We start from the raw sequence: 21,314 nt of genomic DNA on the forward strand, positions 1-21,314 counted from the left end.
CGCAGCCAATTAATGTTGTGCTAACAATAAAGTGGGAGATACATTTCCACTTTATTGTTAATTTGCAGGTGTCCCTTGATGAAACCTTAATTGCCATTGGTTTGCTGAATTTTTTAGCCAAATAGATGAGCGGTTAGTTAGCTTGGTTTTACCCCCATCTTGTTGTTCAAAACTGATATAAGTCATTAACACCGTATTATCACTCAATTGCGAGCAGTGGAAGTTTTCGGCGTAAATCGTTTTAGCTGTTTCATTAGCTAATGACGCTAAGGTATCGAGTTTATCGGTTGAAAAGCCAGAACGACCAAATTCAAAAAAATCCTCATGTAATATCTCGCGAAGAAAATTGCTATTCTGTCGGTTAGTACTGTTATGTAATTTTTTTTCTAATTCAATCAGTTTATTCATCACTCGCGTTCCCCCAATTGTTGTGCCAGTTTCTCGGCGAGTTGCGTAATGATATCCGAGGTATTAGCATGGAAATGCATGGCAATTTCCATTTCTTGAGCAGCTGGGAAACCTTCTTCTTCTGTTAAAATTCGATGTTGAGGAAGTTTTGCTCGTAAAGGTAATAAACTAACACCTAACCCATCTGCGATAGCACTTTGAATACCTGCAAGGCTAGAACAAGTATAAGTTATGTGCCAAGGGCGCTGTTCACTATCTAATAATTTGAACATATCATTACGGTAGAGACCGTTTTCAGGAAAAACCACCAAAGGTACTGAATCATTACTTAAACGTTTATATTGGTTGCTTGTTAGCCAACACAAAGGCTCCGGCCAATGGTAATCACTTTTAAATTCCCCTTTTTTCTGTTTCACAATAATTAAATCTAATTCGCCATGTTGGTAGCGCTGATGAAGTTGTCGGCTTAGGCCACTCGTGACTTCTAACCGCACATTGGGGTTAGCTTGCATAAATGCGGCCAGTGTCGGCGTGACTTGGCCAGAAGCGAGGTCTTCAGGAAAACCGAGCCGAATAGTTTGAATGACGGCATTGCCAGTGATTTTCATAAAGAAGGTATCATTGAGCGCCAATATATTTTTTGCATAACTCAACAAAACTTCACCAGTTTCGGTTAAGGTTAGTATGCGGTGCCCTCGGACAAATAAAGGCTGACTGACTAAAGCTTCTAGCCGTTGAATTTGCTGGCTTAATGTTGATTGTGTTGAATTTAAATGCTGTGAAGCCACGGTGAAATTCCCTGTTTCAGCAACAGTGACAAAGGTTTTTAACAAAACAAGGTTGAGCAATGGATTCATTTTATAAATACCAATCATTTAGTTATTTAATTTTTAAATAGCATACTTTTTCAGTAGATTAAAGGGTCATAGGGGAGATTAATCATGAAAACATTCTTTTTACGTGCAAAATGGTTGGTTCACTTAGCTAGCATTCTTATGATTTCATTGATATTTATGGGGAAAGGTATGGCAAACCCACAAGCTAACTCTTTGGTATCATTGGCTGAGCAAGGTAACTTACAAGGTGTTAAGTCCTTAGTTGAGCAAGGTGTGGATATTGAACAGCGCGATTCACGCCAACGTACAGCGTTGATGGCGGCAACCCATGAAAACCATCTTGAAGTTGCCCGTTTTTTGATTGAGCAAGGTGCGGACGTTAATGCACGGGATAATATGCAAGATTCCCCTTATTTGTACGCAGGGGCGCGTGGTTTGCAAGAGATACTAATATTGACTCTACAACATGGCGCTGATTTAAAAAGTACCAATCGCTACGGGGGAACTGCTTTGATCCCTGCGGCAGAACGTGGACATGTTGCAACGGTTAAAACCTTGATTGATGCGGGTGTTGACGTCAATCATGTTAATCGGTTGGGTTGGACGGCACTAATTGAAGCGATTATTTTGGGTGATGGTAGCGATAAGTATGCACAAATTGTCACTGAATTAATCAAAGGTGGCGCAGATGTTAACTTAGCTGATGGTTCGGGGATATCACCGCTGACGTTGGCAAAAAGTAAAGGTTACCGTAACTTGATTGAAATTCTTGAGAATTCAGGAGCGAAATAATGTCGGATACGCAATTTTTACAACAAGCTATCAACTTAGCAATGGAAAACGTGCGAGCTGGCGGGCGGCCTTTTGGCGCAATTGTTGTCTGTGATGGGCAGGTTGTTGCGAGTGGCGTTAATCAAATGCTTGAGCTCAATGATCCAACCGCCCATGCGGAGCTGATGGCATTGCGTCAAGCAGGGCAAAAATTAAGCCGCGTGAAATTAGATGACTGTGTGGTTTATGCAAGTGGGCAGCCTTGCCCGATGTGCTTGGCCGCGATGCGAATGGCGGGTATCTCTCGGGTCGTCTACGCCTATTCAAATGATGACGCCACACCTTTTGGGCTTTCTACGGATGCGATTGCAAAAGCGCTGAGGGTCGTTCCTGAGCAGCAATCAGGTTTACGGTTTGAGCAACTAAAACCCAATGATGAAACGCGCAGTACCCTGTACCAACAGTGGTGGGAACGGCAATCTAAATGAGTAAAGCGGCACCATCTTCGCTGGCGTTAGTACTGACCATTGTTTTAGTCGGGGTGAACTTACGCCCCTTTATGACGGGCCCAGGGCCTGTTATCGACAATATCATTCAAACGACAGGGATGAGTTATCAAAGCATTTCGCTTTTAACATTGTTACCCATGTTATTGATGGGGGTTGGCGCATTGGTTGTACCAATGCTAAACCAACGAATAGGTGAACGTGCGGGTATCAGTAGCGCAATGCTATTACTGCTGGTCGGTTCACTCGCTCGTTACTTTGTTGTTGATGGTGCAGCTTTATTATTAACCGCTTTTTTATGTGGAGTGGGTGCGGCTTATATCCAGTCGGTATTTCCTGGGCTCATCAAAGCGAATTTCCCCCAAAAAATGGCGATGATGACAGGATTATATTCAGCCACGTTAATGGCAGGGGGAGCTATTGGCGCACAGATCACGCCTTTGGTTGAAGAAATGACAGGCCATTGGCAGAGTGCCTTAGCATGGCTTGCTTTCCCTGCTTTGTTGGCGCTGTTGGCTATTTGGGCGAATGTACACACGGAGCGGGGCTCAAAAGCAGAGCAGGTCTCAGTGTTGACATTCTTACGAAGACCGAGAGCATGGTTGTTGATGGCAGGTTTTGGGCTGATTAATGCGGGCTATGGCACCGTAGTGACTTGGCTAGCGCCTTTTTTCCAAGAACAGGGAATGAGTGCTGCACAAAGTGGCACTTTTGTTGCCATATTAACGGTGTTTCAGGCGTTATCTGCACTCATGATTCCCGTGTTTGCTTCGCATAATATTGATCGTCGTTTTTGGCTGATTGTCACGCTCAGTTGCCAAGCTCTTGGTTTTTCTGGGTTGATGCTGTTTGCCAGCGATGTGCCACTTTTATGGGTCGCGTTATTAGGTATGGGGCTAGGCGGCTGCTTTGCATTAAGTATTATTACAGCTTTAGATCATTTGCCTCATCCCGTTAGCGCAGGCGCATTGACTTCGTTGATGCAGGCTGGAGGATTTATTATTGCAGCCTTTGGGCCATTATGCGCCGCGTGGATACAGCAATTGAGCCAAAGTTTTACATGGGTATGGGCAATGCATGTGATTTTTGTATTAGTAACATTGATTCTTTATTTGCGTTTGAACCCTAAAAGCTACAGTCAAATCTTCAATTTAAAATAATTAATTTCCTCTTTATTTATTGCGAATGATAATTATTGTTATCTTGGTGTTTTTTTGTCACTATACTGTTTATTTATTCGTCTAGGTAAGAGCCCTATGCAGCAGCGTATCGAAGATAAATTCACACAAGCGCATTCGGCCCGTGAAGAACACTCTGTTGGTGAGTTTATCCGGATCCGTCGCGGTGAGTTTCTGATTAACCGTGATTTAGGTATTGAAGAAGAGCAAGCCGCTGGGCTAAAAATTGTGGCTATCCATCAAGGGGCAATGGGCTGCCGTAGTAGTGCGGGACAAAATGTGGAGGTCAATTCACCTTCATTGATTTTATCGAGCAGCCAGCAAAATTATTTACTGAATAATCAATTTTATGGCCAACAAACCATGAAATACACCATGATTGATATCTCTCCTGAATGGTTAGAGGCTCAGCAATTAAGTTTACCTGATACGTGCTATCACCCTAGCGCCCCAAAGCTATTACAGTTGGTTATTCCTCCTAATATACTCGCAATCACTCATCAATTATTTGCTTGCCCAACTCATTCGTCATTACGTCATCTATATTTAAGTGCTAAAGTGTCAGAAATTACGGCATTATGCTTACATCATTCATTATCTAGTGCGAACTCGGCGGTTATAGGCACATTACGGCAGCGAGATATTGATAGCCTGCACATGGCAAAAACGATATTGATTCAGGAAATGGAATCTCCGCCCAGTTTAGATGAACTGGCGAAACGACTAGGGATCAATACCCGTAAACTTACCCAAGGCTTCCGTCAATTATTCGGTAATAGTATTTATGGCTGGTTGCAGGAGTACCGCTTAGAAACAGCTTTTCAACTGCTGAGTATGAATGATGCGAATATCTCAACAGTGGCTTACCAAGTCGGCTATACCCCCGCTCATTTCTCCGTTGCATTTCGCAAGCGCTTTGGTATCTCCCCCAATCAACTCAAAAAATAACAGCCTACTGCCGGATAACGATAGACAAATTCCGGTAGTCGAAAGTAACCCATTACATTAATTGCTAAATTGATAACAATTATCATTTAACTTTTTTAGGGTGGGAAATGCTGTCCGTTTATAACATTAAGTCACGCGGAATATTCCGCTTAACACCTTGTGCCCTTTTGTGTGCAACAGTGAGTTGGTCTGTGATGGTGAGTGCAGAACCCGTGCAGCCTAAACAGGATGTTATACAAGTGACCGCATCCTCAGATATGGATGATGACTATGTTGCACCTGGTGTGACAACACTTGGAAAAATGGCACTCAAGCCGCGAGAAGTGGCGCAATCTGTTAGCGTGATTGATAGAGAACAAATTGAAAAACAAAACTTACAAACGCTTGATGATGTAATGCAACGTGCAACAGGGGTAACCAGTGCGCCTTATGTGAAGTTAACCACCGCTTATTATGTTCGTGGTTTCCAAATTGACTCATTTGAAATTGATGGTGTACCTGCGTTATTAGGGAATATGGCGAGCTCACCTCAAGATATGGCGGTATACGAGCGGGTCGAAATACTGCGGGGCTCGAACGGCCTATTGCATGGTATGGGAAACCCCGCGGCAACCGTCAATATGGTCAGAAAACATGCGCCAAAAGAAAATATGGCCAAGTTGAGCTTAAGTGCGGGAAGTTGGGAGCGTTATCGTGGGGAAGTAGATGTTGGGGGGCTACTGAATCAGTCAGGTTCAGTGCGCGGACGGTTTGTTATGGCGTGGGAAGATAAAGATTATTTTTATGATGTTTCTGACCAGCAAACACGCTTGATGTACGGTACTGTCGATATCGATGTTACCCCTGATACGTTACTGCGTATAGGCGCACAGTTTCAAACGATTGATTCTGTCACTAATATGGCGGGTGTTCCTTTCGGTAAAGATGGCAGTGATTTACATCTACCGCGTAAAACGTATTTAGATGTGGATTGGGATCGCTTCAAGTGGGACACCTCCCGTTCATTTGCGGGGATTGAACATAAAATCAATGATGATTGGCAATATAAGCTTAACGCAGAGTATCAACATGTAAATGCCCGATTACTGTATGCAGGAGCATGGGGAAATATTGACCCAGTCACGGGTGATGGCGCGATGCTGATGGGAGGTGCGTATAAATTCCGTAACGAGCAAACCAGTTTAGATACCAGTTTAAACGGCAAAGTGGACGCATGGGGGTTAACCCATGATGTGGTTGTTGGTGCGAGTTACTCACATGCCAGTGAAAAGCAATATAGTGCAGATTTAGACCCCGCCTTAAATGTGCCTGTGAATGTGTATCGTTGGAACCCTCACAGCGTGCCGAAACCGAGTATTGGCGCTTATAGTTCAGCAGGGCCAACCAAAACAACACAAAAAGGTTTGTACGGGATGGGGCGTATCAAAGTGATCGAACCTGTCACGGTTATTGCGGGGCTACGTGATAGCTGGTGGGATGTCAAAATGCCTACGGCAAACTTCACGGAAAATGGCCGTCTTACCCCCTATGGTGGTGTGATTTGGGATTTTAACCCTCAATGGTCATGGTATAGCAGCTATTCAACGGTCTATCAGCCCCAAACAGGGAAAACGTGGAGCGGGAAAATGCTCAAGCCTGTTGAAGGGCAAACTCTTGAAACGGGTGTCAAAGGTGCGTTATTCAATGGCGGATTAAACTTATCAGGTGCTATTTACCAAATCGATATCAAAAATAACCCACAAATTGACCCTGCGCACCCAACGGGGGGCTTTAATAACTATTTCATTAGTGGTGGTAAAGTCCGTAGTCAAGGCTTTGAACTTGAAGGGATTGGCTATCTGACTCCATTTTGGGATGTATCTGTGGGTTATACCTATACGGATACGAAATACCGTGATGACAGCCAGCACCAAGGGGAGTCTTACAACACCTTAACTCCTCGCCATATGTTACGGGTATGGTCTAACTATGATTTACCGTGGGATGAGCGCAAATGGAGTTTGGGCGGCGGTATGCAAGCTCAGAGTGCATACCGCACAAGTAACGGTAATGTGACTTTACGCCAAGGTGGATATGCCATTTTTAATGCCCGTTTAGGCTATCAAATCGATGAAATATGGACGGCTGCCGTTAACGTTAATAACGTGTTCGACCGTCGTTATTACTCAGGGTTGTTCTCTCCTCAATGGAATAACCGCTATGGTGACCCGCGTAATGTGATGTTTACATTGAAGGCTGATTTCTAATGAAGTTAGTCAGTTGCCTAGCAGTTATTGGCACTCTGTTCAGTGGGATAGTGCTATCGATGTTGATAGCACGTTTTTATCCATCAGCAGATCCGCTCGAACGCTTATATGGTGCGATATTTCTAAGTGTTATCACCTCAATGGGGTTATTGGTTTATAACCTCAGCGCATCAAATTGGCGGCAAATATTAGTACGCAGCTATAGCTGGTGGCCATTGCCGCTTTTTTTAATGATGAGGGGATGGATATGAAGAATAAACAGCCTCTTTCTCTCACTCGTCGTTTAGACCAATTACATCGCAGTGCGGGGGCGCTATTTGGCGTTTTTTTGTTTGTGATCCTATTTACAGGATGTTGGAGCTTAGGTAGTGATGCATTGAGGTTATGGGGCAACAAGGTGCCACTTTCAGGTGAGTTACTACCACTTGAACAGCTCCTTGCATTGCAACCAAGTGCAACCATGATCCAATTGCCGGAACAGCATAACCCAGTGATCACTTTTTGCCAGAGTCAGGGAAGTTGTGAGCTAAGCTATAGCGCGATTAACGGTGAATTGGTTGTATTAGACAGCCCGACAATGTGGCTAGTGACATTACATAAAAACTTATTTATAGACTTTCCTGGGCGCATTCTTATCAGTTTATTTGGTTTTGCATTAGCTGTCTTATTAATTACAGGTCTAGTAATACAGCGCCGTAGAATAGCCACTATGGTGCGCTTGCCGCGTGTTACACACTTGAGAGTGTTGCTTCACGATTTACATAGCTGGCTTGGCCTATGGTGTTATCCGTGGTTGGTTTTATTTGCGTTTACCGGCGCGTTATCGGGGCTAGGGGCGCTCGGAACCGTTTCCCTCGGTGAAAGGGCGGCACCGGATAATCCACAAATTATCATGAAAGCTCTGATGGGGGAGTTTGAGCCACTAAAAACACCCGTACCTGTGGCTGAAAGCTCAATCACTGCGGCAGTCAGCGCATTACAGCAAACAGTCCCTAGCTTTATACCTCAAACTTTGTTCAAGCAAGGTGAAATGTGGGTGATTGGTGGTGTGCGTAATGGGCAGTTATCTACTTCTAATTTCGAACAATATCAATTTGATAGTAAAAAACGCCAGTTAGTTGCAGTGCGGGATTCTGCAATGCAAGGTATTTGGACTCGTGCTTTTATTGCCATCCAACCCTTGCATTATGGGCAATATCAATGGCTACCTAAAATAAGTAACACATTGAGTTATCTGCATTTTATCGCGGGCTTGAGTGGGCTGATATTGATTTCTGTTGGCCTAGCTATGTGGTGTTGGAAAAGAAATCATAGCTTAGCGGCAAGGTTCATTGTGGGCAGTTGTGGGGGATTGCTGTTGTCCGCATGTGCACTATTAGCGGCAGTGCCATGGTTCACTTCATTGTTACCAATACATTTTTTTATCGGCTGGGGGATAGCATGTACTGCGAGTCTACTCTGCAAAAATGTACAGTTGAGCTTGCAGGCATGCCTTTTATTCTCTGCTGCTTTGTTGCTATTTGCATTTATAGCCTCCTATCTGTTTAGTTCGTTGCCTTTTTCTCGTATCAATCTCGTTTTGTTATGTGGCGGAATAGGGCTTTTATGTATTTTATTCGGTTGTCGAAAATTGTTAGGCACAGCAAAACGTGCGCGGAGTGAGTATGAAAAATCTATTACAAAATAAACAGTTAGTGGTGACTTTGGGGTTACTTTATCTTGCGCAAGGGATACCGATGGGGATAGCAATGGATGCGTTGCCTACCTTTTTACGCCATGACGGAGGAGAACTGAAAGCATTAGCTTTTTTGCCATTAGTCGGTTTGCCATGGGTGGTGAAATTTTTATGGGCTTCGTTTGTTGATAACCATTGGGGGAAACGTTTAGGTCGTCGTAAAAGTTGGATTATTCCAATGCAAATTATTGTCACGGTAACGATGTTTGCGTTAAGTACCATCGGGCTATCGGTTGCGAATGCTTTCCCTTGTATTGTCTTGTTGTTTGTGGCTTCACTTACTAGTGCTACCCAAGATATTGCAACAGATGGCATGGCTGCTGAGCAAGTCAGTGGCACAATGTTATCAAAAATTAATGCGGTGCAGATAGCTGGGGTGATGGCGGGGTTTTTTATTGGCGGTGCAGGGTTGATGATCATGAGTGAAAGTTTTGGTCAGCAGCTTGCCTTAGGGGTTTTAGCTTGTGTACCGTTACTTAGTTTATTGTTTATTAGTGTCTGCCCATTAAAAACACCATCAATAACACAGGAAATGAACGAGAAAGCGAGTCTATTAAAAACAGTAAAACGTCGTGGTGCTCCGCGTTTACTGTTATTAACTTTACTTTCTGCGGTAACGGCTGTTTCCGGTTTTGGTTTAGCCAAACTATTCTTAAATGATGCTGGTTGGTCATTAGCGCAAATTGGTAAAATGGGCATGGCTGGTGGCATGGTCACATTAGTACTGGGTTGTGGCGGTGGGGCGTGGTTAATCGGTAAAACCGGTGTGTGGCGCGCTTTCTCATTTGGTCTATTATTTGCTTTACTCTCTTCATTATTGTGGTTGTTACAATCCTTTAGTGGCGTGTCAATTAGCTTAGTGGCACTTTGTATTACATTTGGTTCATTATCTGCGGGGATCACATCAGTCGCGATAATGACGGCGGGAATGCAATTTGCATCACGCTATCAGCAAGCGGGTACTGACATGACCGCAGTACAAAGTACGCGGGATATTGGCGAATTAGTCAGTTCGATGATGCTTGTTGGTTTAACGGCAGCGGTAGGTTATTCAGGTGGGTTTATATTAGGGGCATTAATTGCCTTTATAGCGTTGCTAGTGACATTTTCACATTACCGTTATGTGAAAAGATTAGAAGCAGAGCAAGTTTAATATAAATAGAGCCGGTGCTATTTTTTACGTTTCTTATTTTGTTTTTTGACTTCTTTATTCGCTTTCTTTTCAATGGAATTGAAGTAGATATCTAAATAATGTCGGTTGCTTAAAAATGAAATTAAGCAACTGGCAACAATCACCACCCAAACAAGTTGCAACTTAATTGAGTTTTCAATACTGAAAAGTAGTAATAGTGGGATCATGATCATCATGCTTATGAAAATGGAGCACAATAACGCGCCAGCAATATAGAGTGAGTACTTTTTTAACCCGAAAATATTGAGGATGGTAAGCACGACAAAAGTTAACAGTAGCGTACCAAATGTCGCAAACATAATGATTAGCCCAGCCTCTTGTTCAATAAGCCAATCCGTGAAACCAAACCAAGAAAAAGGGATACTTATCATTGTAAGCGCTCCTGTTTACTAAATAGTAGGGGGATATCTTTAAAACGAAATAACCTGGCAAAAATAACATTGGGGAAAACATGAATATCTGTATTGTAGAGTGTGACGGTTTGGTTGAAAAACTCACGTCGGTCTGCAATTTGGTCTTCAACATGTTTTACTTGTGTTTGCAATTCCAGTAACACCCCTTTACTTATCAGCGTTGGATAGTTTTCAGCGATAGCAATCAGCGGTTTTATTTTTGCTGGAAATTGGTTTGCAGTATCGACTTTGGTTTCAATAGCGGTACTGGATAAATAGCGCTGACGGCTGGCAATTAACTCGCTAAACAGCTGTTTTTCATGTGCCATCGCTTTATCTGCAACTTGAGTTAATATAGGAACTAATTCAACTTGCTTCTTTAATAGCACATCTATATTCGCAAATGCTTTATGGCAATTGTTTTTTAAAAATACAATATTATTATAAATATTAATTATATAGCGTATAAAAATATAGCTAATAACAGCGATAATAATGAAAAAAATAAGCTTTTCCATGTTAGTTATCACCGAATAATGAGATCTGGTCGAAATGCATATTTAGCAGCCCGTTTTGATAATCCATTGGCGTAACTAAAATCACACCAATCAGAAAAAGTGCAATCATGGCGGTAATAGCTAAATTTCGACGTAATGGACCTGTTTTGTTCCAACGAACGACATAGTCTGAGGGCGAGACGCCTAATAGCATATGAGGTGCCTTACGTATAATAATCGATTCGCCTTTTTCATTGGCATCTGCTGTACCAATTAATAAATAACTGCGGTTTGCTTCAAGTAAATATTCTTTGTAACGGCGATTACCGCTTTCAATATCCATATGTGGTTCTAAGCCAGGGTAAACAAAATAGTCTGGATCGCACTCTACTTTTACCGAACCAGTATCATCCGTAAGAGTGAAGCTATGCATGTTGCATTTGCTATTTTGTAAGGTATAACTCTTTTTACCGTCTTTATCTTTTGATATGGAATATTCAAAATAAAATGAGCCGTAACAGGTTTTATTACCTAACTGACTTTTAATTACAGTACCCGCAGTGATTTTCCCTTCAACCTCCACAAGGCCCATCGCCATTGAGCGTATTTTAGAGGTGGCTAAGTTTTTCTGAAATTTTAAAAAGCGCTTGGTTGGCGTATTTTCAATCGCTTTAAATACAAAGGCTAAGACAAATGCGATAAAAAATACGCGCATGTCGATGAAGAACCCTGCAAATAGGCAAGTGGCGATCAGCATACCTATAAGAGTTTTAAGAAACGCACTAAACTTTGATGAGCCTTCATTTTGTAAACGTTGATAACGTTGATAGCCCGCTTTACTAGCCTTGACAACATTACGGGTAATAAAAAAGGTGATGACGAGAATAACGACGTAATAAATAATACTGCCATAGTCGCCGATAGAAGGAGAGAGTGAGTACCACATACCACAAGCAACACTGATAAAAGGAATAATCCCCCAGTTTACCTTTTTATTTATCGAAAATTTGTTATCAATAAATAAAATTAAAGCACCAATAGCTGCTCCGAGTAAAAAATACATATTCACGCATTAATACCTTTAGGCTGACATTATTTAAACTGGACGCCCTGATATTTTTTTTCATCTTCAGAAATATCAAGTAATGGCAGTGCTGAGAAACGAAATGCATTGGCAATTAGGCTGTCAGGGAACATTTGTATTGCAGTATTATACTCTGTTGTTGCATCGTTAAAGCCTTCACGTCGTTGGGCTAATTTATTTTCAACATCACTTAAGGCGATTTGTAATTGGGTAAATTGCTCACCAGAAATGAGAGTAGGGTAATTTTCTGCAATGGCAATAAGGTTACCCAGTGCACGGTTCATTTCATTCGATGCTGCGATTTTATCGTTCATGTTTTTGGCATTAAAGTAGTTCTGACGCGCATCACTTAGTGAAGTAAAAAGGATTTCCTCATGTTCCATAGCCTTTTCTGTAATGGTAACGAGTTGTGGGATCTGATCGGCTCTTTGCTTTAAAATAACATCAATATTGGCAAATTGATTGCTGACTTGATTACGGGTGTTGATCAGGCGGTTATAGATAGAGATCCCCCAACCTATAGCCAATAAGAGTAAAACAAATACAACGATAAGTGTGATGGTCATATTGATGCCTTTTAACCCGTGATAAGTAATTTGGGTTAAAAGTATAAGAGCCTTACCACTTATGCAATCAGAAAAGAATGAAAGTAAGGTGAGAATAAAGAAAATCTGATCTTTTTGAGTGACAAGATCAGATTTTACTTTTGAATAGTGCTTAAAGATTTGTATTTACAAGAGAAAGGTTCTTATAGCTATTTTGTTCAAGAAAATAATCTAGGTCACACTGCAATACATTAGCAAATATACAGAGCCGATGAATCGTAAAATTCTGCGTACCGCGTTCATAACGGGAGATTTGCTGTTGGCTTAATCCCGACTTTTTCCCTAAAGTGTGTGCTGTCCATCCCATCTGTAAACGGCGTTTACGAACTTGTAGTCCTATATAGGCATTTGAAATTTCAGTTTGATATATTCTCATAATATTATCCTGATTAATATCACACTACTTAAGTGTAAATAAGGTTTAGTTATGTGTTCTTATATTGATACGTTGTTTTTTCGAAAGTAATTGAATCTGATAGTCTAATTGCTATGTTTTCATTTCGATAATTACCCTGAGTATAAAAAGATTTCTCTCCATTAAACAGAAATAACCCAATAATAAATACGCCTAATCCAATAATAAATACAATAAAGCTGAATAGATAAGATAGTTGCTTGTTAATATAAAATAGGGATTGTTCCTCTAATGCAAAAGCGGCATCTGAGAATGATAAAAATAATATGACGATCCCCCAGTGTAATACAGAAAGCAAAAAAGGGTATTCAACATGATTATGTATAATAATAGGGATTATTGATAGAATGATTGCCAATGGATAACCATTTCCATTAATTTTATATTTTATAAAAGATTGAAATACGACATAGATACCTCCGGTTAATAATAAAGATAAAAATATCAAATTAATGAGTCCTCCAGTCATCAGCCAGAGTAGTATTTCATTGTGTGGGTGAGGAACAATATACATTTTAGGACTAAAAAAAGGAATTGCTGTTCTTTCATAACTATTTTCAAATAAAAATGATTGCTCCCATGCATCATACGGTTTTTCTAAGAATAAAGTAATAGAAAAACGTAGCATTTGTTTTAAATGGAATTGATTCATAACATCAGTTCCAATGTACTGTGGGCATAGTTTTATTAAATAAACTCCAATAAAGATTGCTACAGCAATAATAAAATAACTAGCACTAACACGTAGAGGGTTTTTCTTGTAAAAAAGACAAATGAAAATAAATGCACAAACAGTAAAGCTTAGCCAAGCAATAACAGATTGCAGAACGACTAAAGTTAATGTGAAAAATAAAACGCATGTTCCTAGTAATACAATCCTGATTTTTTCATGGCGTTTAGATAACAACGAAAATTGTGATAATACAAGAGTCATAAGAGATAATAAGCATGCAGTCGCCATGTTAACCGATAATATATTAACTTGCTGTGATAAGCCATTTGAACGCACGCCTGATGCAAGATAAAAAATATCAGCTTCAAATATATATTGATATGCAGTAATAAAGACTTGAGCTACATTAATAATGATATAACAGTAAATACAAAATGATTGTATTAACCATTTTTTTTTCACTTGTAACCCTGCAATATATAGTAATACGCCAACGGTAATACCAGAACAATACCAAAAATCAACATTATTATTTTCTCCCTGATGAGATATTAACCCCATCATTAAAATAGCTAAAGAAAAACAGTAGCAAATAGCAGGTAATGTAATGATTATTTTAATTTTCCGATAGAAAACTGTAAATGCTATAATGGATATCGTCAAGGAAATAGATAACCAGCTAATAATGTTTTGTGGTAATGATTGTCTCAAGCTTCCTAGACTGTCAATATAAATAAGACTAGCAAGGTGCCAAACAATAAAGATACCAATAAATAGTGAGCGGGATATTATGATCATAGTACGCTTACCGCTATATTAAATAAATGTTGCTATTAACCAAGCATTGCCTTTGTAGTCTCCAGGTTCGGCGTCATAGCCTGAAACTTTACTTTCAATCGTAATGTTTTTTACTTTATCTATTGTTGTTTCGAGCGTTTTTCCACTTTGATTATTTTGTTCATCATAAAGTATAAGCTCAGAATAAATAGTATTATTTCCTGATTTTAAGGGAAGTCGTTTTTGTGGATCACTATCCGTGGCATAATCTAATGCTAATTTTACTTTAACTGGCTGTACTCTATCGCATGTATAAGTAACAGTACGCGTTTCTTTACTATTAAATTCATAAGCATCCAATGTTTTGTGATCAATGTTTAAATTATCAATATTAGAATGGCAATTTGACGGATAATTGATAACCGATGTAGTGAGATCTAATTTAACGGTGGCTTTATCAATAGGTACATAAATATCTGGTGTTCCATAGTCTTGGAATAATCGTGTGTAACCTGCAATCATTGCATTTGGAATAACAATTTTTCCATCAACAGGGATATCTTTGACATAAACTCTAACGGTAAAAGGAAAATGAACAGTAAAAAATGATGTTGCTAATGGCCCCATTTCTTCATTCGAGCATCCTCTCCCTGAAATATTCCGCCAGCCATTGGTTATTCCATTCTCAGAATAAAGTGTGAAAAATGTATTATTGTTTATTTTAAATGCGGTCAGCCCTCCAATAGTAAAGCCTGCTTCTGGCATATAGGCAAAAACACGGTGGTAGGCATAAGCCGGAACAAGGCCTGCTGAATAATTACCTTGTAAGAAATTCACAGTACAATATACAGACCCATAAGGCTGAGATGTGTTTTCATTAATAACAATACCGGAGCTATTTGCTGGGGCTATTAAAAAATATTTATTGTTATCACTTCCAATTGCTGGTGTATCAGAAACAACAGAATTGTTAGATACTAAACTCATTTTATAGCCACCACCACTTCCTGAATAGCGAGTCGCACTATAGGAATTTAAGTTAACTAATAGTAGTAACAAAAATAATGGTGAATACTTTTTTATATTTTTCATAAAGACTTCCCAATATTACAGATAATCAACCATCACTGATAAAGCGGCACTAAATGGCCCAGCAGTGAGATTTTCAATAGCTTGATTAGTGACTAATTGTGATTGGATAACAACTTTCCCTGTATCACCACTTACGGATGGAGCAATCCTTTCCCATTTATTAAGGTTGAGCGCATTACTTTTATTTTCTTCTGAGAAACGAATACCCAATCCATTAATAGAGGTTGCAAGTACGGTTTCATTATTTATTGTCAAAGTGTTCCCTTCTCTAGGAGATAGGTAAACTTGTAAATTTTTTCGAAGTTCACATTGTTTAATGAGAATACCGAAGGACTGTTTTTCTTCAGTTAGTCTGTCTAGCGCTACCTCACGGAAATTAATGACTAATTCTTTTTCACCATTTTCTGCTGTAAGTACACATGGCGGTCGAACCAATTTTGCAGAAAGAGAAATTAGTACATCCGCTTGAGTGCCTAAGGAAACTAATAAACTAATTAAAGGGAATGAAAAACAAATAAATTTCATTTCAATTCTCCTTATTGATAATCAAGATTAAAAGTAACAGTTGAGGAGAACCCCCCTGTTTTTAAAAGAGAACTAAAGGGCTTCTGAGCATAAACACCGAATAAAAGTGTATTAACGGACCCTTTACCTGATTCAGTTACTGTACTGACATCAATTGTTGTATTCAGTTCTAGTTCTTTACCACGACTATCAGTCAGTGCTAATAACACATTAGATTCACCAGTGGTTTTTAAATAATTAATACCATTATGTGTTTCAATATTTTGGGTATTTAACGTTATTTTGATCGTTTTATTCAAAGCCATCGCTGAACAGTCCATGATATCCAATTTAAATGGTTGCATATCTGAACGTCCTAATGTTTCGATTGAAGAAAAACGTAGCCCAGAAAGATATATTTTTTTCTGTGTATCATCATCACTTAGCCGGCAACCAAGCGGTACTAACACTCCTTCAAAGTAAACTGTTAGTGTATTGGCAAAGCTGGTATTCCATGTTAGGAATAAAAAACTAAATAATAATATTGAGCATCTAGTCATAATTTATCTCCACACGTTGCATCTTATTACTAGCAGGAATAGAGAATAAAATGGTGTTATTGCGTAGTGGTTGAGTTAGCACATATTGGTTACTGCCTAATTTCAGTCTTAACGGTACCCAAGCTTGCTTTTGTATTGGTTTGCTACAATGAGAAAAATGCATTTCCACACTATAGGTTGCTGCAATTAAAGTACTTTCATTTAATTTTAATGAGATATTAGGTAGACAAGGAGCAGTAACAATACGCGCATTAACATATATCGTGCCTGTTGTCACAGGCACCGCAGACTCAGCAAAAATAGGTATAGTAAAAGCCCATAGTGCTAGGTAATTCAATTTCATTGTTCTGCTCCTATCTATTTTTTACTCATTATTCCGTCACACTGCACTTTGAAGCTTGGCATTTGAAAGCAAGTGAGGGCTTTCCACCATAATCATTGATATATGTCAGGTAAGGTGTTGAAAATTTGGATGATTTAATCAGTTGATTAGATTTTGGCGGTATCATGACTGCGTCAAAATCACTTTCTTCAGATTGTTTTTGGCTGTTCCCTATACCAATTACAGTTAAATAAAATGGTGTTGGGTTATCTAACGTATAACCCGATGATGTTGCTGTTAATGTTATGTATTTCGTCCAATCGGTTTTGCTTTGTGCAACAATGCTTTCAGGGCGATAAAATAGTTTTACACGGCTCTGTAATGCAATTTGCAACACACCCGCTTCTGATGACTTAGGCGGGATTTCACGCAGGTTGTAATAAAACAGGGATTCCCTGTCTTGCGGTAACTTTGCAATGTCGGGTGCGGTGCTTAGGCGAACTAGGCTAGTGGATTTGGGTTCCATGCGCTGAATCGGCGGAGTGGCAATAATAGGGCCTGTTTCCAGTTTTTGTTCTAACGCATTTTCTAACCACGACTGGGCCAAATAAGGCAATTCCGGGTTATCATTACGGATCGTAATATTAATAGACGACTGGTTTCCATCGAAAATTATACGAGTACGATCAAGTGTAACCGCGGCATTCGCAGCTGAAATTACACTTATAGTCAGCGTGAATACGCTAGTAAGTAACAAAAAAGGGGAATTCAATTTCATCTTAGTTCTCTTATTAACGACAAATAATAGTTGGGTAAATTTCTTGAGGATTAATCACGTCAGGCACATCGGCACTACACTGGTGTTTATTTCCCCAGTAGAGATTGAGTAAGTCTTTAGGCTGGATACCAATAATCCACGTAATACCTTGTTCGCCAACAATTCCGAGTTCAATATTGTTGCTATTACGTACGCTGGCGCCAAAAGGCGGATAAGTGTCATCAGCTAGTTTTAAGCGAGCAAACGTTTTTTCACCTTGAATTACGTTGAGGCGACGATATCCGATTGCCCCACGAGTCAGAGTCGTATCAGTGACGGTCTCTAATGCTTCAACATCTTTTGGTAATTTACTGGTATTAATTGATGCACTGGTTTTCCGATAACTACTCACGTTTGGCAATACAGCGAGTCCAAAGTGATTAGTTTGATAAACGCCACCACTCAGAGGAACGTTAGCTGCACCAGGTGTTTCTATAACGAGTCGAGTACCACCATAAGCGGCTTGGTGCATGGCAATACCTTCTTTAATTAAGGTAATTCCACCATTAATTGATCCCCCAACGCTGTGATACTCGTTCGGGACATAACTCGCATTTCCTGAAATTGAGGCATAAGGAAGATTTTGGTTTAAATAACCACTAAAGCTGGTTTGGTCATTCTGATGACTTCCTGTTTGATAACCGACATTTAAGTTATAATTGCGCTGCTCACTATATCCGCTATAACCGATATTATGTGTTGAACTGCGTTGGCCATTTTGGTTTCGGGTATAACCTTCAGAAAAGCTGACGCTGCTTCCTTGACTTAAAGGAATAGTGAAATACAAGCTGATCGCATCATCTTGATATCCCGCTCTTTTTGAACGAGAAGCAGAAGCTGTCAGGTTAATATTTTTGAGCCCAATAGCCGCCCAATTTAAAAGAGTACTTAGGTATAAGCTGTATTGTTCTTCTGTTTCACTATTCCAATACGTATTGTATTGATAGTTTCCACCCAATGAGAAATCATCAAAATATTTATTAATATTAATTTGATAGCTTTCTTTTTGAGCTTGGCTTTCATTACCTGTACGTCGTTCATCCAACGTTTGTTGCAAAGAGCGATAGGTTTCATCAGAGAAACGATACCCTGCGAATGTAATGTCAGTTCTGGCTTCATCAAATGATTTTGAATAACTAAGTCGATAACTTCGGCCAGTTAACGTTTTATCAAGTAATTGAGCATGTGACTGAGTCGCATCGAACGAAAGGCTACCGAATGAAAACAGGTCACGACCAAAGCCTGCTGAAAATGCCTGATAATTTTTTGATAAAACGGAGCCCCCATAGATAGACCAAAGGTTATTTAACCCGTAAGAGAGTTCTCCCGAAGCAGTTAAATCACCTTCGAGCTGGCGGCCATTAAAACGTGGTTTACCCGCTGCAAATTTATAGCGGATTTGCCCTGGTCTCGTTAAGTAGGGTAATGCTGCTGTGGTAATGCTAAATTGTTGTTCTTCACCATTTTCTTCTCGCACAGTCACATCTAATGTTCCACGAATAGAGCTATCTAGTGTCTGGATACGAAAGGGACCAGCAGGTACGGTTGTTTCTAAAACTATACGGTTATGGCTTTTGACAATAACAGTGGCATTAGTTTGAGCAATACCAATAATCTCTGGTGCATAACCTGTTAATTTAGGGGGCATCATATTTTCATCGGTTTCAAGAGATACCCCGGTGTACTGCCAAGAATCAAAAATAGCAGAGTAAAAGTAGTTCTCACCTAACGTTAAAATAGACGCAATGGATTTTATTGAGCGGTATGCAAATAATCGGCTAAATGTGGCATCACTATATTGGTTTTCGAAGCTTCCTGTCGATTTTCGATAGTTTGCTTGGTAATCACCGCGTAAACGCCATGCACCAAAATTAAGCCCTGTTGTTCCGTTAGCAGAAAGGTACGATTCTCGTGAACCTGAATTTTGATGCGTTAAAGAACCTGTTAGGTTGTAATCTAATAAAAATCCATTTACACCTTCCTCCCAACGTGAAGGAGGAACCCAACTTGGATCTGTATATTCTAAATAGCTTTGTGGGATTAAAATGGATAGCGTTAATGTCGATAAATCTACACTTAATGAAGCACCTTCAAGCGGAGATAAATCAAGGCATTTACCCTCATCACGATATTTAATTAATTTAATTGCGTCCGGAGTAAGCCCTAAACGATCAAGAATATTAACGGGAACACAAACGGTATCGAATAAATTATTGTTTTGGGATTGTGGCGCTATCACAGTGATATCTTGCGCACTACCCATGCCCTCATTATTGACTTTGAGATTTAAATGATAAATACCAGGCATAATAAATCCAGCCTGAGAAAATTGGCTAAAGTCAATATTTTGAGTGTCTTCTGTATCTAACATATCGGTATTGAATTCGACAGCATAGGCTAACGAAGAGATTGAAGATAAAAAAGAAGTCACAATGATGTAAGAGTAAATATTAAATTTAACCATGATTTTTTCATCAAATTAATTATGAGTTTATTTACTAGTCGTAAGTAACGTTGAATTTAATTGTGGTAAAGTAATCACCAGGTGTAATTTCGTTATTACTTGTGCCTAATTCTGTTTCATATTTTAAAAAGCTCTCTTTACTTTTGTTATCAAAATAAACATAATTATTAGAAATAGAGTAGAGCTTATTTGGTATTAATAAATTATTGTTAATGTCGTATATATATAGAACAACTCCAGGCTTAGGGCCTGATAGTTTTATTGCATTAGTATACGTATCTTGCAGCGCAAAAAAACGAATTTTAATACCTTTATGATTACTACTGTCATATTCACTAATACAGTTATTTAATTTTATATAGAAAGGTCTTCGCATTAATTTTTCATCATCTATATTATTTATACTGTAATTAGAAATGTAATTATAGTTTATATATTGATACTGACTATCAGTTTCAATTGAACAAGGTGCCGCAACGATATAACCTTGCATTACTGTTTCGCCTCGGAGGCCATCTTGAATATGTCCAAGGTTAGAGCTAGTCGCATTAGAGTTAATAGGGTTAAATAATAAGGCAATCCATAGATAAGTATTTTTTTTCATAATGAGCCTTTTATGGGGAGAGAATTCTCTCCCCTAAAAAAATTACTCGTATGTGATTTTAAAGTCAGCGATAGAACTAAATTCACCTTCAGTAACTGGTGTTGCACCATCAACACGTTTAGCTAATGCAGTAAATTCTAAAACGTTTTCACCTTGGCGGTTACGAATTTGGCTTAGGATAGATTTAGCTTCATCAAATTTAAAATCTTTGATTTGAATACCGATATTCGAAGCGGTACCAGTAGTACCTAAGAATTCTTTATCAGTACCGACATAGTTTTTACCACCAAAGGTAATTTTAATATCTTTAACAGCAACCCACTTACCTTCAGTGTCTTTGCTAAACTCATCAAAATTACATTCTTTTAATTTGATAGCGATATCTTTTTCTGCTGCATTACCCGCTTCTAAAGATGCACGAGAAAGTTGACCAAATGGAACTTCTTGTTTTGTACTTTCTGATTCAATATTACATGGAGCATTAACAACTTGGCCGCTGAAATGTAATTCACCGCTATTACCACTAGCAAAGATAGAAGTTGAAATAGCAGAAGACGCGAATAAAACAGCAATAGAAAGTTTATTTAATTTCATATCTTACATCCTTAAAAATAAGTAAATATTTGATCCCTAGTGAGCCTTTATATAAGTACTGCCATAGGAATAAAGTTCAGTATCCATAAATGGA

At 39.3% G+C, this 21,314-nt stretch carries 24 protein-coding genes; 8 read left to right on the top strand and 16 right to left on the bottom strand.

Features of this window, described 5'->3' with window-relative positions; all coding sequences use genetic code 11:
- Positions 1 to 57 precede the first annotated feature (57 nt).
- A complete protein-coding gene (locus P3L40_RS03990) occupies positions 58 to 408 on the bottom strand; it encodes a DUF4440 domain-containing protein (RefSeq protein WP_136134790.1) in 351 nt (116 codons plus the stop codon).
- On the bottom strand, positions 408 to 1,265 hold the full coding sequence (locus P3L40_RS03995; RefSeq protein ID WP_036958581.1) for a LysR substrate-binding domain-containing protein: 858 nt from the start codon (positions 1,263 to 1,265) through the stop codon (positions 408 to 410). Before P3L40_RS03995 ends, P3L40_RS03990 begins: the two co-directional genes overlap by 1 nt.
- Positions 1,266 to 1,349: 84 nt before the next feature.
- Between P3L40_RS03995 and P3L40_RS04000 the strand changes: the two genes are divergently transcribed.
- From P3L40_RS04000 to P3L40_RS04035, 8 genes are all read left to right on the top strand, one after another.
- Complete coding sequence (locus tag P3L40_RS04000; RefSeq protein ID WP_004905375.1) at positions 1,350 to 2,036, top strand: ankyrin repeat domain-containing protein; 687 nt, start codon at positions 1,350 to 1,352, stop codon at positions 2,034 to 2,036.
- The gene (locus P3L40_RS04005; protein ID WP_136134791.1) at positions 2,036 to 2,503 is read left to right on the top strand and encodes a nucleoside deaminase; all 468 of its coding nucleotides are present in this window, start codon (positions 2,036 to 2,038) and stop codon (positions 2,501 to 2,503) included. The genes P3L40_RS04000 and P3L40_RS04005 overlap by 1 nt, the downstream gene beginning before the upstream one ends.
- Positions 2,500 to 3,681 (top strand): cyanate transporter, encoded by a 1,182-nt coding sequence (locus P3L40_RS04010; protein ID WP_096864804.1) that lies wholly within the window; start codon positions 2,500 to 2,502, stop codon positions 3,679 to 3,681. The genes P3L40_RS04005 and P3L40_RS04010 overlap by 4 nt, the downstream gene beginning before the upstream one ends.
- 96 nt (positions 3,682 to 3,777) lie before the next feature.
- Positions 3,778 to 4,647, top strand: coding sequence for a helix-turn-helix transcriptional regulator (locus P3L40_RS04015; protein WP_136134792.1), 870 nt, complete (start codon positions 3,778 to 3,780; stop codon positions 4,645 to 4,647).
- A gap of 107 nt (positions 4,648 to 4,754) precedes the next feature.
- A complete protein-coding gene (locus P3L40_RS04020) occupies positions 4,755 to 6,893 on the top strand; it encodes a TonB-dependent siderophore receptor (RefSeq protein WP_136134793.1) in 2,139 nt (712 codons plus the stop codon).
- On the top strand, positions 6,893 to 7,144 hold the full coding sequence (locus P3L40_RS04025) for a hypothetical protein (RefSeq protein ID WP_136134794.1): 252 nt from the start codon (positions 6,893 to 6,895) through the stop codon (positions 7,142 to 7,144). The genes P3L40_RS04020 and P3L40_RS04025 overlap by 1 nt, the downstream gene beginning before the upstream one ends.
- Positions 7,141 to 8,580, top strand: coding sequence for a PepSY-associated TM helix domain-containing protein (locus P3L40_RS04030; RefSeq protein ID WP_210852711.1), 1,440 nt, complete (start codon positions 7,141 to 7,143; stop codon positions 8,578 to 8,580). Before P3L40_RS04025 ends, P3L40_RS04030 begins: the two co-directional genes overlap by 4 nt.
- Positions 8,558 to 9,781 carry a RhtX/FptX family siderophore transporter gene (locus tag P3L40_RS04035; protein ID WP_272693283.1) on the top strand — a complete coding sequence of 408 codons (1,224 nt, stop codon included), beginning with the start codon at positions 8,558 to 8,560 and terminating at the stop codon, positions 9,779 to 9,781. Before P3L40_RS04030 ends, P3L40_RS04035 begins: the two co-directional genes overlap by 23 nt.
- A gap of 17 nt (positions 9,782 to 9,798) precedes the next feature.
- Here the strand turns inward: P3L40_RS04035 and P3L40_RS04040 are convergent, their stop codons facing one another.
- From P3L40_RS04040 to P3L40_RS04105, 14 genes are all read right to left on the bottom strand, one after another.
- Positions 9,799 to 10,191: a hypothetical protein gene (locus tag P3L40_RS04040; RefSeq protein ID WP_094962165.1), complete on the bottom strand. Its 393-nt coding sequence runs from the start codon at positions 10,189 to 10,191 to the stop codon at positions 9,799 to 9,801.
- Positions 10,188 to 10,730, bottom strand: coding sequence for a LemA family protein (locus P3L40_RS04045; protein WP_168697667.1), 543 nt, complete (start codon positions 10,728 to 10,730; stop codon positions 10,188 to 10,190). The genes P3L40_RS04040 and P3L40_RS04045 overlap by 4 nt, the downstream gene beginning before the upstream one ends.
- A 1-nt stretch (position 10,731) precedes the next feature.
- The gene (locus tag P3L40_RS04050; protein ID WP_196731752.1) at positions 10,732 to 11,772 is read right to left on the bottom strand and encodes a hypothetical protein; all 1,041 of its coding nucleotides are present in this window, start codon (positions 11,770 to 11,772) and stop codon (positions 10,732 to 10,734) included.
- A gap of 29 nt (positions 11,773 to 11,801) precedes the next feature.
- Positions 11,802 to 12,359, bottom strand: a complete 558-nt coding sequence (locus P3L40_RS04055) for a LemA family protein (RefSeq protein WP_004905359.1) — start codon at positions 12,357 to 12,359, stop codon at positions 11,802 to 11,804.
- Positions 12,360 to 12,510: 151 nt separating this feature from the next.
- A complete protein-coding gene (locus P3L40_RS04060; RefSeq protein WP_004905357.1) occupies positions 12,511 to 12,774 on the bottom strand; it encodes a helix-turn-helix domain-containing protein in 264 nt (87 codons plus the stop codon).
- A gap of 49 nt (positions 12,775 to 12,823) precedes the next feature.
- Positions 12,824 to 14,284: an O-antigen ligase family protein gene (locus tag P3L40_RS04065; protein ID WP_228677150.1), complete on the bottom strand. Its 1,461-nt coding sequence runs from the start codon at positions 14,282 to 14,284 to the stop codon at positions 12,824 to 12,826.
- An 18-nt stretch (positions 14,285 to 14,302) separates the two neighbouring features.
- Positions 14,303 to 15,355 carry an adhesin gene (locus tag P3L40_RS04070; RefSeq protein WP_110592376.1) on the bottom strand — a complete coding sequence of 351 codons (1,053 nt, stop codon included), beginning with the start codon at positions 15,353 to 15,355 and terminating at the stop codon, positions 14,303 to 14,305.
- A gap of 15 nt (positions 15,356 to 15,370) precedes the next feature.
- Positions 15,371 to 15,880 carry a fimbrial protein gene (locus P3L40_RS04075; RefSeq protein ID WP_110592375.1) on the bottom strand — a complete coding sequence of 170 codons (510 nt, stop codon included), beginning with the start codon at positions 15,878 to 15,880 and terminating at the stop codon, positions 15,371 to 15,373.
- An 11-nt stretch (positions 15,881 to 15,891) separates the two neighbouring features.
- Complete coding sequence (locus tag P3L40_RS04080; protein WP_094962170.1) at positions 15,892 to 16,419, bottom strand: fimbrial protein; 528 nt, start codon at positions 16,417 to 16,419, stop codon at positions 15,892 to 15,894.
- Positions 16,412 to 16,762, bottom strand: a complete 351-nt coding sequence (locus tag P3L40_RS04085) for a hypothetical protein (protein ID WP_004905343.1) — start codon at positions 16,760 to 16,762, stop codon at positions 16,412 to 16,414. Before P3L40_RS04085 ends, P3L40_RS04080 begins: the two co-directional genes overlap by 8 nt.
- Positions 16,763 to 16,790: 28 nt before the next feature.
- On the bottom strand, positions 16,791 to 17,519 hold the full coding sequence (locus tag P3L40_RS04090) for a fimbria/pilus periplasmic chaperone (protein ID WP_004905342.1): 729 nt from the start codon (positions 17,517 to 17,519) through the stop codon (positions 16,791 to 16,793).
- Positions 17,520 to 17,532: 13 nt separating this feature from the next.
- Positions 17,533 to 20,022 (bottom strand): fimbria/pilus outer membrane usher protein, encoded by a 2,490-nt coding sequence (locus P3L40_RS04095; RefSeq protein ID WP_004905341.1) that lies wholly within the window; start codon positions 20,020 to 20,022, stop codon positions 17,533 to 17,535.
- A 34-nt stretch (positions 20,023 to 20,056) separates the two neighbouring features.
- Complete coding sequence (locus tag P3L40_RS04100; protein ID WP_004905333.1) at positions 20,057 to 20,626, bottom strand: fimbrial protein; 570 nt, start codon at positions 20,624 to 20,626, stop codon at positions 20,057 to 20,059.
- Between the two features lie 42 nt (positions 20,627 to 20,668).
- Positions 20,669 to 21,220 (bottom strand): fimbrial protein, encoded by a 552-nt coding sequence (locus tag P3L40_RS04105; RefSeq protein ID WP_004905332.1) that lies wholly within the window; start codon positions 21,218 to 21,220, stop codon positions 20,669 to 20,671.
- Positions 21,221 to 21,314: the final 94 nt, after the last annotated feature.

The organism is Providencia sp. PROV040 (assembly GCF_032706145.1).
GTDB lineage: Bacteria > Pseudomonadota > Gammaproteobacteria > Enterobacterales > Enterobacteriaceae > Providencia > Providencia hangzhouensis.